A 13,179-nucleotide genomic window follows, 5' to 3' on the forward strand; every position below is an offset into this window, starting at 1 on the left:
GTTCTCCTCCTTATTTAAACAGCTGCATGAGCTGCAATATTTGATAAAATCGTTTGAAGCTTTTGATCTTCTTCTACAGTTAACCCTAGTCTTGGATAGCGAGAAGGTCCTCCCGCTTGCCCATGTAATTCCATAGAACGTTTAACGATTTGAACATATTTCCCTGATCCTTCAAGAAACTCGCAAAGTGGTAAAATAGCATCGTTTATTTCCCACGCCTTTTCTAATTCACCATTTTGAAAATGCTCATACATTTTTGTAACGAGACCGGGAACAATATTTCCTGCTACTGAAACCCATCCCGAGGCACCAACTAAATATGATTCCATAACTAAATCTTCAGAACCACAGAAGACTTGGAAAGCCCCTTCACTTTGTCTTACTAAATCTCTCGCTTTTCGAATATCTCCGCTAGATTCTTTAATATGTGTAACATTTTCACACTCTTTTCCAATACGGAGCATTAGCTCTGTACTCATATCAACACCAGAAGTAAATGGATTATTGTATAACATAATTGGTATATTTACAGAGTTTGAGATTTCTTTAAAATGAAAATAAATCTCCTCTTCCTTTGGTTTACAATAGTAAGAGTTTATAATTAATGCACAATCCGCTCCGTGCGCTTCTGCATGTTTCGTATATTCAATTGTTTCTTTCGTCGTCTCTGCTGCAGTTCCAACAATAACTGGAATACGGCCATCAATTTCTTTCAACACGGTTGCTATCATTTTAAATCGTTCTTCTTTTGATAAACTTACAAATTCTCCTGTACTTCCATTAATGATGATACCTGCAACGTTTTGTTCGATAAAGTAATTTACATTTTGCTTTACCCCATCCCAATTAATTTCCTGAAATTCATCCATCGGTGTTATTAATACTGGAAATGCCCCTTTAATTTTTTGCATATTTATCTCTCCTTATCACATTTTATTTTAATAAGAAACCTGCCGGAAACGGATCCGTAGGGTCTAATAGAAACGTCTGCATCCCTGTAATAAACCCTCTACTTTCAAAACGGAAAATGTATCCTAGTTCCTCCTTCTTCACTTTCTCCACAGTTATAAAACTATTAAATATACTTTCATTTTTAAAAGGTTTATCCGCCATATAATCATTTTTAAATAACGCATGAACATAGGAAACAATAGTAGAAACAAAACCTGGCGAATGTACGATAAAGTTATCTTCATGAAATGTAATCGATTTTATATGGTTCTTTTCTTTTTGCGAAGGATCTACTAAAATAAGCCTTTTTATTAGCGACTGTTTTTGTATAGTCTGTAGTGTAGCTTCTCCCCATCTTTTCAATTCAGAAATGTTTTCCATGTGAATTTCTGGCGAATACGCACCTTTCTCTACAACTGCATATACTTTATCTGCTTGTATGAGAGAATAACTTACATTACCAACCTGTAAATTTCCCTCAATCATATAGCATAGTTTGCTTTCAAACGAAACCGATATAACTTCATCATTCTCTACATACGCATGAACTAAAAATATTCCACATAACGTTTCAATTTTGTATTGATTGGACTCTCTCTTTTTTAAATACCCACTTTCGAGTAACATCGTTATTACTGCAACAATGCCTCCATAATGAAGCGGAACCGAACCTTCATGATTAAAAAATAATACAGCTGCATCCACTTCGTTATAGATAGATGGAACGACAATACACCCATTCAAACCGATAAAACCACGTGGTTCATTTAATAAAAGCTTCATCTCTTCTGCTAATTCACCTGAAAATTGTTCATTTAATTGCTCCAAACTGTAGTAGTATTTGCATGGTACGTCTTTCATTACACGAAATGCCTCGCCATTTACATGTACGTCTACTGCTGTATACATTTTTTGAATGTTCATTTTATATCCTCCGTTTCATGTTCCATCGGCGGAATTAGCAAAAATCCTTCTTTAAGTGGATCCATTTCATTGTAAAAAAATCTATGCATACCCATAAGCCAAGCTGATCCCGTAATTTTCGTTATGACAGCTTCAATATTTTCAACATGTGTCGTATTCATGACATATCCTTTAAATAAAGAACCAACGATACTCTCATGAATGAACTCTTCACCAATTTCGATTTCTTTCTGAGCGTATAATACAGCTAGCTTCGCAGATGTTCCTGTACCGCATGGAGATCGATCTATTCCGCCTGGTGGTACAACAACTGTATTTTTCACATGCGCACATTCATGAGTAGGATCTGTATAAAATTCAACATGTGTTAATCCTCTTATAAACGAATACTCTGGATGAGTGATTTCAAACTTCTCATTAATTGTGTTTCTTATATGAATCGCCTTATCGATGATTGTAGATGCATTTTCTGGTACTAATTCTAGATCTACTGATTTCGCATCAATAATGGCATAAAAATTCCCTCCATACGCAATATCAGCCTCTATAGTCCCAATGTCTTTCACTTGTACAGTAATATTTTTCAATAAAAAAGCTGGTATGTTACAGAAAGATACTTCTTTTGCTTTTCCATCTTGAACAGCAATATCTACTTCAACTAAGCCAGCCGGTGTATCTAGTTTTAAAGAAGTAATCGGTTCAACTACCGGAATTAAACCTGATTCAACTAACGCTGTACATACACCGATTGTATCGTGACCACACATCGGTAAATATCCACCTGTCTCTATGTATATAACACCTATATCAGCCTCAGGATGACATGGGTCTGTTAATAATGCTCCTGACATTACATCATGACCACGCGGTTCATTCATTAACAATTTTCGAATCCAATCATACTCCTTTTTCATATGTAACATCTTCTCTGCCATCGTCTCTCCAATCAACTTTGGAAGTCCACTAATTAATGTCCTCGTTGGATTCCCACCTGTGTGTGTATCAATCGTCGTAAAGACTCTTTGTGACCTCATCCGTTTAACACCCTTTCTGTAAAACGACTCAAACGAAGTGGTTCAATAGGAATAATTGTCTCTTTTTCATTTAATAACTCTTCAATTACTTTTCCAGTAACTGCTGCAAGACTAATCCCATCACCTTCATGTCCAGCGGCAATGAAATAATTCGGAATATGTTCCACTCGTGAAATAATCGGTAAATGATCTTCTGTCCACGGACGTAAACCAGCGTAAGAACGAATTACCATCATATCTGCCATTTTCGGATAAAAGCGAATTGCTCTATTTGCGATACATTTAATGACTTCATTATTTATCCTCGTATGAAATCCTACAAATTCACGACTACTACCAATTAAGAAATTTTGACTTTCAGTAGGCTCAAATACGAGAGCAACCCCGTATTTTTCAGTTAAAGCATCCACTTTTCGTTTTCCGCCAAATTTAGAAATTAAATAACCGAATTCCATTACTTTACGGCATCCTACGTGTTGTTGCCTTGAAGCTACAATAATATGCCCTTTTCTCGGTTCAATTGGTATATTTATATTTAACATCTGACCAATCTTAGGAGCCCACACACCGGCTGCATTTACAACTTGTTGTGCTGTAAAAGTTCCATTCGTAGTTTCTACAACAAATGAACCATCCGTCTCTATTTCCATACTCTTTACTTCCGTCTGCTTAAAAGCTTTTGCGCCAAACTTTTGTGCCTCTGACAGAAGCGAGAAAGCAAGGAGATATGGATTCACAGTTGAATCCGTCGCACATTCTAAACCGCCTAATAAATCATCAGCAAAAAAAGGCGACTCTTCCCTTATATCTTGCCTATCAAGCATTCGAAACGGTAATCCAGCTTCTTTTTGCCGATTTACCCATTGCTGCGCAGCTTCCATCTCTTCGTCTGACTCACATACGAGAATACTTCCTGGTGCCCTATATTCAAATGAATGCTCTAATTCTTCACTTAAATCAGTTACTAATTTTTGACTTACTAAAGACATTTGACTATCAAATCCCGGGTCTTTATCAATGGCCAAAATATTCCCATCACACCGTGAAGACGTCCCGCTGACAAATTCCCCTTTTTCAATGATTGTTACGTCTCTTCCGTATTTTGAAGTGTAATAAGCGATAGAACACCCTATTATTCCACCACCTATAATTAAAACGTCGCAGTGCCTCACAATATACTCCTCCTTTCCTAGCCCTCTCACTTTCTTTTTATGCAATTGACGTGCCAATTCTGTACATATACAATTTTTATAAATAATATTTTTATTTGTAAAAATATTTTAAATTCATAGTAAATAGGTGTATTATTTTTTTATCACTGTCAAAATTTTTATACATAACAGGAGGACATTATGGAATTCTCATTTCCGACTATACAAGAATTTTTGGAAAGCGTTTTAATCAATCATACATGTAGCCTTGATCGCATTAAGAAAATAAACGAAAGGTTTTATTACCTCCCTTCTACTACAGAAGAATATAATTGCGCAATTATTTATGTAGATGACTCATTCACTGCATTAATTGACGCTTTTTCTTATGAATTAGCTGTTATCATCCTTAACGAAAACGATGAGCCGATATGCTGTATAACTTCTCAGCAAATGATTCCATTTCTTTATAAGTCCTACAATGAACTACAGTCATTTTATGACACTGTAATACAAACAACTGACTCTTCTGTTACAGTAATTGATAGTAAAGAATGCGTTCGAACTTGGACAGATGGTGCTGAAAAAATATTTTCAGTCAACCATAATGAGATTATTGGGCAACCGATTACTCGTTTTTTTGATTATAAAGACTTGGAAATTTTACAATCTTTACATGATGGAAAAAGCATAGTCGCTCAGTTCCATCAGCCTCGCCCCGATTTATTCGTATTAATTAATTCAAATCCAGTTTATTGTAATGATGAAATTATAGGAGCAGTCGTTTCAGAAACAGATGTTACAAATCAAGTCGCTTTAAATGAAAAACTATTTAATATGTCACATGAAATGCACCGTTTAGAACAAGAAGTGGCAAAGTATAAAGATGAATCCGATCCATTCCTTGCGATGAATGGAAAAAGTCCTGTTATACAAAGAACGATACAATTAGCTAGAAAAGTTTGTTCGGTGAAATCAACTGTTTTAATACTTGGGGAAAGCGGAGTTGGAAAAGAAGTATTTGCGAAAGCAATTCATGAAGCAAGTGAAGCAGCGAAGGCGCCTTTCATTTCGATTAACTGCGGGGCAATTCCAGAAGCATTATTTGAAAGTGAATTATTCGGTTACGAGCGTGGGGCGTTTTCTGGAGCAAATAGTAAAGGAAAAAAAGGTAAAATTGAACTCGCGCAAAGCGGTACTTTATTTCTTGATGAAATAGGTGAAATGCCACTTGATATGCAAGTAAAACTGTTACGTGTACTGCAAGAGCGAAAGTATTACCGAGTTGGTGGTGAAAAAGAAATTAATATTGATTTCCGTATTATCGCTGCTACAAATCGTGATTTACAAGAAGAAATGAGAAAAGGAACTTTCCGAGAAGATTTATATTACCGCTTAAATGTAGTTAGCTTGCAGATTCCACCGCTGCGCGAAAGACGCGAGGATATTATTGAATTAACCTATTCTTTCTTAAACGATTTTTCAATCAACTATAACAGACCAATTCGTGACTTACCTTCAAGCATTATGCATGAACTGCTTCATTACAATTGGCCAGGTAATATTCGCGAACTTCGAAACGTTGTTGAACGGCTTGTGGTATTCGCAACAGACGGAATTATAAAACAAGAATATTTACCATTTCATACGACTGAAACTTTAGACAACCATACAGCCCATTCCCTATTACTCAGCAACAATAATACAATCCTTTCTTTACAAGAAGAGATGGATGAGCATGAGAAAAAAGTTATTGAAAGGGCTTTACGAATTTTAAATGGGAATAAATTAGAATGCGCAAAACAACTTGGTGTAACAAGGGCTACTTTATATAACCGTTTAAAGAAACTTGGACTTCAATAAAGAATCAGTATGCACCGATCAGGCGTTTACAGGTAGCCCTCTCTCCCTCCTCTATATTGGCATGATTTTTGCATATATAATTTGTGAAAACCGAACTAGAGGAGGAATACACATGACAAATAAAAACAACTTAATCGTTTGTCGTTGTGAAGAGGTTACATATGGGCAACTTCAATCGACAATTGCTGAATATAACTGCTCGGCAAGAGAATTAAAACTAAGAACACGTGCTGGCATGGGATTTTGCGGTGGTCGCACATGCAGAATAATGATAGATCGAATGATTGAAAATGCGAAGCCTGACGTAACTCTTAATGAACTACCGTTAAAATATCAACCACCAATACGTGCAGTTACTTTTGGATCAGTAGGTGAAAGTAAATGAGTAGAATTACACATCACCCTATTTTAGGTACTTTACAAAGTAGTGAGCGTATTACCTTTCAATTTAACGGTCATCAATACGAAGCATATGAACATGAAACGATAGCTGCTGCCCTGTTAGCAAATGGAATTAGGACATTAAGAGTTCATGAAGATAGCGGAACACCGCGAGGTATTTATTGTAATATCGGGCACTGTTCCGAATGCCGCATGACAGTAAATAATCAAACAAATGTACGCGCATGCTTAACTGTTGTAGAAGAAAACATGGTTGTTGAAAGCGGGAAACAGCATCCGAATATCGTGAGAGAGATGGTGAAAAAACGATGAGTGATGTAATTATTATTGGTGCAGGGCCAGCGGGATTATCTGCTTCTATTTCTTGTGCTCGTTTCGGACTAAAAGTGCTCGTTATTGATGAATTTATGAAGCCGGGCGGGAGATTGTTAGGACAGTTGCATCAAGAGCCTACTGGAGAATGGTGGAACGGAATAAAAGAATCGAAGCGACTTCATGAAGAAGCAGAATCACTTTCAGTACATATCAGGTGCGGTGTTTCGGTCTATAATTTAGATAGAGATGAAAACAATTGGTTTGTACATACTAATATCGGTACGTTAGAAGCACCTTTCGTACTACTTGCTACTGGAGCTGCGGAATATTCTATTCCCCTTCCTGGCTGGACACTTCCAGGAGTGATGTCAATTGGAGCAGCTCAAGTTATGACAAATGTTCATCGCGTGCAAGTTGGAAAAAAAGGAATTATTATTGGTGCTAACATTTTGTCTTTCGCCATTTTAAGTGAATTGCAATTAGCGGGAATTACAGTAGATCATATTGTACTCCCTGAGAAAAGCGAGTTAAGTCAAAAAGCTGGTGAACCTGAAGAAGTTTTAAACTCTCTTTTAAATGCAGCTCACCTCGCTCCTTCTGCTTTCTTACGAATAGGTAGTCACTTTATGAAATTTGATTGGATTCGAAAAGCTGGATTAACATTCTATCCAAACAACGGAATGAAAATAAACGGAACGCCACTTCACCTTCGGAAAGCAGCTCTTGAAATTATCGGAACAGATCAAGTTGAAGGTGTACGTATTGCTAATATTGACTCTAAAGGAAATGTTATCAATGGAACAGAGAAAATATATGAAGCAGATTTTGTATGTATTGCCGGGGGATTATACCCACTTGCCGAACTTGCAGCTGTAGCTGGTTGTCCCTTCCATTACATTTCAGAATTAGGCGGACACGTTCCTCTCCATTCCGAAACAATGGAAACCCCTCTTCCTGGTTTATTTGTAGCCGGCAATATTACAGGCATTGAAAGCGGAAAAATTGCGATGGCGCAAGGAACAGTTGCAGGTCTATCTATTGCTAAATATGCAAGCAAAAAACGTGATATAGTCGACCAACAATTATCTCACGCCATTCAAAACGTTCACTTTGTTCGTCAGAAATCTGCAATTCAGTTTAATCCGATGGTAGATATCGGTAGACGAAAGATGAATGAAATTTGGCGTGATTACTCTTCTACATATGCACATACTAAAAAGAGCTGCTGAGATTATTCTCGACAGCTCTTTTCTCTATTCATCTGAGTTATTAAATTTCGCTAATGCGTAAATGCCTTCTTCATCATCTAATTCAAGTTGTAACCTCGCTGCGAATGGATTGACATTATATTCTCTGTCAAGCAATAAGCGTAAAGCTTCGATTAAGTTTGCTTGAATTAAAATTTGCTGGCGACCATTTACCTCTACTTCCGCAGAGAAACCGTAGTCGTCATCATACATGAGTTCAACTAATACTTCTTCTGGACCCACTTGTCTTTTTTCAGCGATATATATACAAAGCGCATTTATAAGCTCTTGTTCAGAAATTTTTATTGTTTCCATGCTACTTCATCTGCTTTCTTCTTACGTTGGTCTTTGAAGTATTTAAATGCACGAACTGCTAACATTACGATACCAGCCATTACTAACATATTTACCATAAACGCTAATACAGAACCAAGAGCTCCCATATTTGCAAATAAGCTACCCATTAGTAAACCACCAAGACCACCTAGTAATAAACCTTTCATAAAGCTTCCTTTATTACTTTTTGGTGCCGTGTTTGTTGCTTTCGTTTTTGAATCTGGAGTCGTTTTTTGAGAATTTACATTTGAGTCTTTTTTGTTTAAATCAACTTTTGACTTTTGACCTGAACTTGGTGTAAATGATTTTTTACCAGATTTGTAACTTTTCGCTGCTGCATGATCTACGAACATAAAGCTGCTAGCCCCAAAGATAACCATGAATGCTGTCATTACTGCTACAAGTTTTTTCAACATATTATATCCATTCTCCTTTTATATAGATATATGTGAAATCTATCTTTCTAGTAAATTCAGAATGATAGATTTGTTTTTAAGAACATTTTAAAGGTTCTTATGAACTTATTATATGAACTTTTATCGAAATATGCAAGTATTATTTACTTTCAACAGTTTGGTCACAAAGGAAAAATTAAGCAAAACAGAATTGACTTTAAATGAAACAAAACATATTATAAGTTCATAAGAACTTTTTATTATTTTGGAGGTGAAAAGATGGAAACATTTCATCTCACACGAAACGAAATGGCTACCCTTCTTCTATCACTAAGAGGATGGAATACGAAAAAGCCTCTCGGTATTTTACAAGAAGCTTGGGCAAAGTCACATAAAAAAGATATTGAAAGCGGACAAAGCGTTACAGCTTTTATTACTACCGCACTTTCACCTATTTTTGAAAAGCTGATTAAAATTGACGATACTGATGTCGGTTTTTCTTTAAATGAAATAGTTGCGCTTGGCAATCAGATTGAAAACACAAGTTTCTCTGTAACTGCTATGCAAAACTGGGTGAAACGAGATATAAAAGAAATGATTGGCTCTCCTCAAAAAGGGAAAAAATATTCAATCGAACAAGCAGCCTTACTATTTATTGTCGAAGATTTAAAAACAGCACTTGATTTTGAATCCATTCGTAAGCTATTACGCCTTATTGTAAATGACCCAGCCGATCGAAGTGATGATTTAATCAATCCTGTTCATTTATATGTAGCATACTCTTCTTTATTTGAAGAACTCAATCAAGGGAATTGCTTACAATTAAATGCAACAGATACCGTTCATACAATTGAAAACATCGTAAAAGAAAAAGCTGATAAAATCGCAAGTAAGTTCGATCAAATTAATAACGAACAACGCGAAGCAATTCGTAACGCTATTATTATTGCGACCCTTTCTGTACATACCGCTTATGTACAAATGTTAGCAAAGCGTTACGTAACAGCAACTTTATTTTTACAGAACTTAGATGTGAAGCCTTAAAAAAACAAGCATCCCCCCCGTCATATACCTAGGACAGGGGGATGCTTGTTTTCAATCAATATAAAATACAAAAATCATTTTACATCTAAGTTTCATTATAAAATAACTCTTGATTATGTATTATGTAAAAAACATTACTAACCTAACATTCAACAATGTTCATTTCTTTCTATTAAATTCCTATCACATTTTCTCGATAAACTTAATTACTTCATCTTTATAATTATATTTGTCATTAATTTCTTGTAATAATTCAATATCATGCGTATGAGTTTTTCCTGTCTCTAACAGCTCACGATATAAATCAATGTAAGGAAGATTTTTATTCATGGCATTTTTATATTCCTTTTCTACATCGTAAAAAACCTTTTTAAACCTCACATCAGTAATCCCTGCCTCATCAATTTCAAGACTTGCATACTGAGCACGCAAGTCAGAGTTTAGCTTATTCCACTTGTAAAAAGGTTGTCCAACTGTTCCTGGGTTAATAATTAATTGATCATTGCTACTATAGCGCAACAATTGATGGTGGGTATGAGCGTAAATCGCAATATCATAATCACGATCAAATAGCCGATCAAACTGTTCCTGATTATTAGTGGGCCACAAATCTCCTCCGTAATTTTTATTTTGTAGATTATGACTAATACTGATTGATAAATCATTAAACTGTTTTGTTATATGTAATGGTAAATTTTTAACATGCTTAATATAGTTTTCATCCAGGTTTTCACATTGATACTAAACTAATCTAGAAACATAAATATCAGTTGCGTTATCAATATCAATATTTTTATTAAGAACGTCAAGAAAACTATCTTCCCAGTTTCCTTGTACATAAGTATCAACGTTAATACTTTCTAATATTTCAAACAAATCATTCGATCCAGGACCAGGCATAATTAAATCTCCTAAAAACCAATAATCAGTCACACCTTCTTTCATAGAATCTTCGATAACTGCTTTTAAAGCAGTTGCATTTCCATGTACATCTGCCAGTACAGCAATTTTATGTTTCATGTATTTTATTCCCTCCTCTAAATTTACGTTTCCATCTCATTCATTTTTTATTTTCGAACCAAATCAAATTGAATAGGCATATTCTTTTTTAGGCAATTTTACTATCTCTTGAATGAAATTTGATTTCTCTAAAATGTCCTCTAACTGCCCCTCACTATGGACGTAAATACCACCTGCATATGAACTGTACGCCTTTTTCTCAGTTATTATCGCTAAATTGTTATTTTCCTTTTTAAAATCACCCTCCACTCCTTTTTCCACTCCTTTTTGAAATGATAAACTTTTAGTTGGTGAAACATAAAGTTGAATTAAAGATACTATTTCAACATCATCTGATTTTGCAAAGCACTGTATTTCATTTAAAATCATTTCATCTTGTAACGGAAGAAAGTCTTCTACTTCTAACTTCTCTCCTTTATGAAAGAAGTTTTGAAGTTCAGGAGTATAGAACGAAAGATTTTTCTCCTCTATCATTTTAAAAATTGTTTGCAGCAATATGTCTTTTCCTATCACAAACGGGTGGCCAAATCCATTATTGTAAAGCCCTTCTTTCATTTTCATTAATTGTTCGATGAAGGGGATTCCCGATTCTTCAATAACAAGTTTACCGTCAATTAAACGCATGTTAGCAATCAATCCTTCTATCTGTAAACCTTCTAATTCAAGCGACGAGTAATATAAATCTCTATTCCAAAAATCTAATTGATCCATTCCTAATGAATTAAATAAGAGCTCATCTATAATTGGAAAAACTCCATCTTCTGTTAAAGCTTTCGTTACATCATCTAATAATCTAGGTGTTTGATTTAAAATCGTACGTATTTCTTCGTCCTCTTGAATGATTCGTACCGTCCACTCACTATGATCTTCACCCGATATTTGCTGAAAACAATGTGAATATGGCCCATGTCCAACATCATGTAGAAGGGCTACAGTAGATACTAGCTTTCGTTCATATTTCGATAAATGTATGTCACCAATCTCAGTAAGATGTTCTATCACTTTATTTACTAGCACATATACACCTATCGAATGTTCTTTCCTCGTATGTATTGCGTTCTCATGTAAAAAATAAGTATGTCCTTGTTGTTTAATATTCGCCAACCTTTGAAATGCTTTTGTATCTATCAATCGAAGGATATCTCTATCACGAATAGAGATTGGTCCATAAATCGGATCTGTAATATACATACGTTCTCCTCCTATTTTTGTAAATGAAAGACCTATATCATTATACTTAATTTTCAGTCTATTATCATTGATATATGAGAAATTTTTAATAATCTTTTCATTAACCCTTCATGAAAACGTAGCTTATATACTTTACTATAATACTTATGAGAGACATAAAAGAATTGAAATAGCAATCCCCTATGTAAATAAGGTATAATCTACATATAGTGAACCTTTTACGTAATTAAATAAAAGGTTCTTATACTCAAAAATTCATAAACTAGAAGGTGCAACAATGTTAAGTAGTTTTATTCATTCAGTATTAACGTTTTTTGAAGGATTAGGTTATTGGGGCATTATGCTTGGACTTATGATTGAAATTATCCCAAGTGAAATTGTCCTTGCTTATGCAGGATACTTAGTATTCAATGGAAGTATCTCATTTATAGGCGCAGTTGTATTCGGTACAATTGGCGGTGTTATTGCCCAAATCTTTATTTATTGGCTTGGACGATACGGCGGACGCCCTATATTAGAACGTTATGGAAAATATATTTTCATACATAAAAAACAAATAGATGCTGCAGAAGATTGGTTTAATCGTTACGGAACTGGCGTCATTTTTACAGCACGCTTCATTCCAGTAGTGCGTCATGCGATTTCAATTCCTGCTGGTATTACAAAAATGCCTTTACTACGTTTCACTACATTAACAGCACTTGCGATTATCCCTTGGTCTATTATTTTCATTTATTTAGGTGAAAAACTAGGTGAAAATTGGGAAAATATTAACGATATTGCTGGTCCTTATGTGAAATCATTCGCAATTGGTGGCGTCGTACTTATACTTTTATACTTCGTTATAAAAAAATGGACAAAAAAGCGTAAAAATCTTGCTTAAGAATATAACAAAAACCGCTATAAATTCATTCGGAGTTATAGCGGTTTTTTATTTATATATGAATTAATCTTCAAGAATTATATAACACCTTTCCATCTACATTTACATGGATAAGCAACCGTTTGATCATTTCTTTCGTATATTATCTCAAAAAGGGGGGATTCCCCTATGCATTGGCAGCAAAAAATACCATACTTAATCGGACGCCCTATCGGTATTTCCTTCATAAATGGGCAAGGAACTTCTAGTGTATTATGTTCAGCTCATGATGGTCAATTATATGTGTATGAATACCTTTATCAAGCCCAGTTCGCAATGAAACATTATGATCATAGACAGATTCAAGATATACATGCATTCCCAAATTGTCCTCACCAAAATCCTCTATACTAAAAAAATCGGAACGGCTCATAGCCATTCCGA

The 13,179-nt window shown here is 35.1% G+C and carries 14 protein-coding genes and 1 pseudogene; 7 read left to right on the forward strand and 8 right to left on the reverse strand.

Annotated elements, in window-relative coordinates:
- Positions 1–14: 14 nt before the first annotated feature.
- The 4 genes from dapA to D1166_RS08360 are packed head-to-tail and all read right to left on the reverse strand — an operon-like array spanning position 15 to position 4,081.
- Positions 15–911, reverse strand: coding sequence for a 4-hydroxy-tetrahydrodipicolinate synthase (gene dapA / locus D1166_RS08345; RefSeq protein ID WP_097861596.1), 897 nt, complete (start codon positions 909–911; stop codon positions 15–17).
- Between the two features lie 22 nt (positions 912–933).
- Positions 934–1,875: a proline racemase family protein gene (locus tag D1166_RS08350; RefSeq protein WP_097855972.1), complete on the reverse strand. Its 942-nt coding sequence runs from the start codon at positions 1,873–1,875 to the stop codon at positions 934–936.
- Positions 1,872–2,909, reverse strand: a complete 1,038-nt coding sequence (locus D1166_RS08355) for a proline racemase family protein (protein ID WP_001257540.1) — start codon at positions 2,907–2,909, stop codon at positions 1,872–1,874. The genes D1166_RS08350 and D1166_RS08355 overlap by 4 nt, the downstream gene beginning before the upstream one ends.
- On the reverse strand, positions 2,906–4,081 hold the full coding sequence (locus D1166_RS08360) for an NAD(P)/FAD-dependent oxidoreductase (RefSeq protein ID WP_016118066.1): 1,176 nt from the start codon (positions 4,079–4,081) through the stop codon (positions 2,906–2,908). Before D1166_RS08360 ends, D1166_RS08355 begins: the two co-directional genes overlap by 4 nt.
- A gap of 180 nt (positions 4,082–4,261) precedes the next feature.
- On the opposite strand from D1166_RS08360, the gene D1166_RS08365 reads away from it, so the two are divergent.
- The 4 genes from D1166_RS08365 to D1166_RS08380 all read left to right on the forward strand — a co-directional run bounded on the left by D1166_RS08365 (position 4,262) and on the right by D1166_RS08380 (position 7,869).
- Positions 4,262–5,923, forward strand: coding sequence for a sigma-54 interaction domain-containing protein (locus D1166_RS08365; RefSeq protein WP_097855971.1), 1,662 nt, complete (start codon positions 4,262–4,264; stop codon positions 5,921–5,923).
- 112 nt (positions 5,924–6,035) lie between these two features.
- Entirely contained in the window at positions 6,036–6,308 is a 273-nt protein-coding gene (locus tag D1166_RS08370; protein ID WP_118043275.1) for a (2Fe-2S)-binding protein, read from the forward strand.
- Complete coding sequence (locus D1166_RS08375; RefSeq protein WP_097855969.1) at positions 6,305–6,637, forward strand: (2Fe-2S)-binding protein; 333 nt, start codon at positions 6,305–6,307, stop codon at positions 6,635–6,637. The genes D1166_RS08370 and D1166_RS08375 overlap by 4 nt, the downstream gene beginning before the upstream one ends.
- Positions 6,634–7,869 carry an NAD(P)/FAD-dependent oxidoreductase gene (locus D1166_RS08380; protein WP_086410487.1) on the forward strand — a complete coding sequence of 412 codons (1,236 nt, stop codon included), beginning with the start codon at positions 6,634–6,636 and terminating at the stop codon, positions 7,867–7,869. The genes D1166_RS08375 and D1166_RS08380 overlap by 4 nt, the downstream gene beginning before the upstream one ends.
- Positions 7,870–7,893: 24 nt before the next feature.
- Here the strand turns inward: D1166_RS08380 and D1166_RS08385 are convergent, their stop codons facing one another.
- Entirely contained in the window at positions 7,894–8,202 is a 309-nt protein-coding gene (locus tag D1166_RS08385) for a YxcD family protein (protein ID WP_000447747.1), read from the reverse strand.
- A complete protein-coding gene (locus tag D1166_RS08390) occupies positions 8,190–8,639 on the reverse strand; it encodes a hypothetical protein (protein WP_000914478.1) in 450 nt (149 codons plus the stop codon). The genes D1166_RS08385 and D1166_RS08390 overlap by 13 nt, the downstream gene beginning before the upstream one ends.
- 258 nt (positions 8,640–8,897) lie before the next feature.
- Between D1166_RS08390 and D1166_RS08395 the strand changes: the two genes are divergently transcribed.
- The gene (locus tag D1166_RS08395; protein ID WP_000447231.1) at positions 8,898–9,662 is read left to right on the forward strand and encodes a DUF1836 domain-containing protein; all 765 of its coding nucleotides are present in this window, start codon (positions 8,898–8,900) and stop codon (positions 9,660–9,662) included.
- Positions 9,663–9,845: 183 nt separating this feature from the next.
- Here the strand turns inward: D1166_RS08395 and D1166_RS08400 are convergent.
- Together D1166_RS08400 and D1166_RS08405 are read right to left on the reverse strand one after the other, a co-directional pair.
- Positions 9,846–10,682: pseudogene (locus tag D1166_RS08400) on the reverse strand (metallophosphoesterase family protein).
- Between the two features lie 63 nt (positions 10,683–10,745).
- Positions 10,746–11,873 carry an HD domain-containing protein gene (locus tag D1166_RS08405; protein ID WP_097855967.1) on the reverse strand — a complete coding sequence of 376 codons (1,128 nt, stop codon included), beginning with the start codon at positions 11,871–11,873 and terminating at the stop codon, positions 10,746–10,748.
- A gap of 277 nt (positions 11,874–12,150) precedes the next feature.
- Between D1166_RS08405 and uptA the strand changes: the two genes are divergently transcribed.
- Both uptA and D1166_RS08415 read left to right on the forward strand, forming a co-directional pair.
- On the forward strand, positions 12,151–12,756 hold the full coding sequence (uptA, locus tag D1166_RS08410) for an undecaprenyl phosphate transporter UptA (protein WP_000952913.1): 606 nt from the start codon (positions 12,151–12,153) through the stop codon (positions 12,754–12,756).
- A 168-nt stretch (positions 12,757–12,924) separates the two neighbouring features.
- Complete coding sequence (locus D1166_RS08415) at positions 12,925–13,149, forward strand: hypothetical protein (protein ID WP_097855966.1); 225 nt, start codon at positions 12,925–12,927, stop codon at positions 13,147–13,149.
- Positions 13,150–13,179: the final 30 nt, after the last annotated feature.

It is taken from the genome of Bacillus sp. ISO11 (assembly GCF_003458115.1).
Classification (GTDB): Bacteria; Bacillota; Bacilli; order Bacillales; family Bacillaceae_G; genus Bacillus_A; species Bacillus_A cereus.

What these genes read in the sequence shown, in the direction of transcription:
- dapA (WP_097861596.1), bottom strand. Translation starts at nt 911, where the DNA reads ATGCAAAAAATTAAAGGGGCATTTCCAGTATTAATAACACCGATGGAT.
- D1166_RS08350 (WP_097855972.1), bottom strand. Translation starts at nt 1,875, where the DNA reads ATGAACATTCAAAAAATGTATACAGCAGTAGACGTACATGTAAATGGC.
- D1166_RS08355 (WP_001257540.1), bottom strand. Translation starts at nt 2,909, where the DNA reads ATGAGGTCACAAAGAGTCTTTACGACGATTGATACACACACAGGTGGG.
- D1166_RS08365 (WP_097855971.1), top strand. Translation starts at nt 4,262, where the DNA reads ATGGAATTCTCATTTCCGACTATACAAGAATTTTTGGAAAGCGTTTTA.
- D1166_RS08370 (WP_118043275.1), top strand. Translation starts at nt 6,036, where the DNA reads ATGACAAATAAAAACAACTTAATCGTTTGTCGTTGTGAAGAGGTTACA.
- D1166_RS08375 (WP_097855969.1), top strand. Translation starts at nt 6,305, where the DNA reads ATGAGTAGAATTACACATCACCCTATTTTAGGTACTTTACAAAGTAGT.
- D1166_RS08380 (WP_086410487.1), top strand. Translation starts at nt 6,634, where the DNA reads ATGAGTGATGTAATTATTATTGGTGCAGGGCCAGCGGGATTATCTGCT.
- D1166_RS08385 (WP_000447747.1), bottom strand. Translation starts at nt 8,202, where the DNA reads ATGGAAACAATAAAAATTTCTGAACAAGAGCTTATAAATGCGCTTTGT.
- D1166_RS08390 (WP_000914478.1), bottom strand. Translation starts at nt 8,639, where the DNA reads ATGTTGAAAAAACTTGTAGCAGTAATGACAGCATTCATGGTTATCTTT.
- D1166_RS08395 (WP_000447231.1), top strand. Translation starts at nt 8,898, where the DNA reads ATGGAAACATTTCATCTCACACGAAACGAAATGGCTACCCTTCTTCTA.
- D1166_RS08405 (WP_097855967.1), bottom strand. Translation starts at nt 11,873, where the DNA reads ATGTATATTACAGATCCGATTTATGGACCAATCTCTATTCGTGATAGA.
- uptA (WP_000952913.1), top strand. Translation starts at nt 12,151, where the DNA reads ATGTTAAGTAGTTTTATTCATTCAGTATTAACGTTTTTTGAAGGATTA.
- D1166_RS08415 (WP_097855966.1), top strand. Translation starts at nt 12,925, where the DNA reads ATGCATTGGCAGCAAAAAATACCATACTTAATCGGACGCCCTATCGGT.